General features: G+C 64.8%; 1 protein-coding gene. It reads left to right on the forward strand.

Features of this window, described 5'->3' with window-relative positions; translation table 11 throughout:
* Positions 1-677: 677 nt before the first annotated feature.
* On the forward strand, positions 678-2,459 hold the full coding sequence (gene ltrA, locus ACFFRH_RS44000) for a group II intron reverse transcriptase/maturase (RefSeq protein ID WP_344749673.1): 1,782 nt from the start codon (positions 678-680) through the stop codon (positions 2,457-2,459).
* Positions 2,460-2,547: the final 88 nt, after the last annotated feature.

Consider the following 2,547-nt stretch of genomic DNA (forward strand, 5'->3'; position numbering starts at 1 on the left):
ATCGTGCGACACGAAGTCGCATGTGATGAGTGGAATGCGATGAAGGAGGTTCGACTGATGTCGAGCGCGTAGTTCCCGGTCCAGTGCGCAAGGACCGTCCCCACCTCGGCATGCGTCGCGGGCAACCGCGGGGTGTGAAGCCCGAGGGGAAATGCCCAAGGGTTTCTGTTCCGTCCAGAGGCCACAGGCTGGGGAAGATCGGACGGGTGAACGCAAGTGAATCCTCGATGACGCCTCGTCATTGCCACTTCCGCCGACGGGTTGTATCAGCGGGAGATAGGGACCGGCCGTTGAAAAGCGGCAGGTGCCGACCGGAGGGATTGGGCCGGTCGGGAGCGCACCATCGTCCCCGGGGTTCAGAGGACACCCACCCCGGTCGTATCTCATCCATGCGGAACGTGACAACCCCGATGGGGTCCGGTGGAACTTTCGCCGGTAGGCCAACCGTGAGGAAGGCGGAAACCCCCAGCGGGCGCAGGAAGACCCGAGAAGCGAATGCCGGCGGCTGAAAGGTAGCAGGAAACCGGGGCCGGACACTGGCTCCTCCGCCAGCGGTTCTGGCATAACTGGCCGGATAGAGGCGATTGCCTCGACCTGAAAGGGTGCTGACGCGGGTCTGGTGAGCCTGCGAAGAAATGACGTCAAGACGCCCGAGCCGAAGGACAAGTTGGACACCGATGAGCGGACACGCGCACGCGATGGCGTTGGCGGCCCTTGAGGTGAACGGACCTGAGGGCGACTCCTTTGACTGGGACTCAGTGAACTGGGGCCAGGTCGAGGATGACGTACGGCGGCTGAGACAGCGGATCTTCGCGGCGTCGCAGGCAGGGGACCTGGTCAAGGTCCGCAATTTGCAGAAGCTGATGCTCCGCTCCCGCAGCAACGCACTGATGAGCGTGCGGCGAGTGACGGAGCTCAACACTGGCCGCAAGACGGCCGGGGTAGATGGCAAAGTGGTCTTGCTGGCTCAGGAGAAGGCCGATCTGGCCGATTGGGTGCAGCACGGTGCCGCCGCGTGGTCACCTCGTCCCGTCCGGCGGGTGTATGTGCCCAAAAGCAACGGACGCCGCCGCCCACTCGGCATTCCCGTGATCGCCGACAGAGCATTGCAAGCCCTGGCGGCGAGCGCGCTGGAACCAGAGTGGGAAGCCCGGTTCGAGCCGAAGTCCTACGGATTCCGGCCCGGCCGCAGCTGCCACGACGCGATCGTGGCCATCCACACCACGGCGAGCCGCAAGGACGCCAAACGGCTGTGGGTGCTCGACGCCGACGTGGAGGCGGCATTCGACCGGCTCAGCCATGATCACATACTCGCTTCGCTGGGTTCCTTCCCCGCCCGGGGACTGGTCCGGCAGTGGTTGAAGGCGGGCGTGATCGAGGACAGCCGGTTCACCCCGACCAGCGAGGGATCTCCTCAAGGCGGGGTGATTAGTCCCGCGCTGATGAACGTGGCATTGCACGGCATGGAACAGGCCGCCGGGGTTAGGTACTGGGACGGCGACACCATGCGCGCCACCCCTCAGTGTCCGATTCTGGTGCGGTATGCCGACGACCTGATCGCCTTATGTCACACCCGTGAACAGGCCGAACAGGTCAAGGCACGGCTATCTGGATGGCTGGCCCCCAGAGGTCTTGTTCTCAACGAGGACAAGACCCGAATCACTCACCTGGATCAGGGAGTGGACTTTCTGGGATTCGAAATCCGGCGCTTTCGCGGCAAGCTGCTGACCAAGCCGAGCAAGGATGCGTTGCGGCGGATCCGGAGGCGGTTGTCCACCGAGGTGAAGGCCCTGCGAGGGTCCAACGCCGACGCGGTGATCGCCAGGCTCAACCCGATTATCAGAGGTTGGGCCGCCTACTACCGGATGGGGGTGTCCAAGCGAGCGTTCAACGCGCTGGACGCTTATGTGTGGAGGCTGGTCCACAAGTGGGTCACGATCTCCCACCCGAACAAGTCGAAGCGGTGGGTGATCGCCCGCTACTTCGGCATGTTCAACCCCTCCAGGCAGGACAGGTGGGTGTTCGGGAGCCGGGAAACCGGGTTCTATCTCCGCAAGTTCACCTGGACAAAGATCGTTCGGCACCGGATGGTGGCGGGACGGGCGTCCCCCGACGACCCGGCCCTGGCTGACTACTGGACCGAGCGGCGACGCCGCACCAAACCCCCGGTTGACACGGCCACCTGGCGGCTCCTTCGTCAGCAACACGGCCGATGTCCGCTCTGCCGGGGCATGCTGCTGCACGCCGACCACGAGCCGCAAAGCCCACGCGAATGGGAACAATGGCTCACGGCCACGCGCAAAGCGATCCGCAAACACGCGATCGTGTCCGCCGTGGGGCTCGGCACGTCGGACGAACACGCCGCACCTCAGCTCATCCACGTTCACTGCCGCCGACGACTCAGCGACGGCGTGAACCCGATACTTCTGCCTGTCCGCGAGCCTTCAGGGCTTGCTTGAGCCGGTTGCCTGGAAAGCGGGCACGGCCGGTTCTGAGGGGACCCCGGCGCAGCAATGCGCCGGGGTTACCCGACGAGGCCCACTTCGG

The sequence above is a fragment of the Streptosporangium vulgare genome (assembly GCF_042428775.1).
Taxonomy (GTDB): domain Bacteria; phylum Actinomycetota; class Actinomycetes; order Streptosporangiales; family Streptosporangiaceae; genus Streptosporangium; species Streptosporangium vulgare.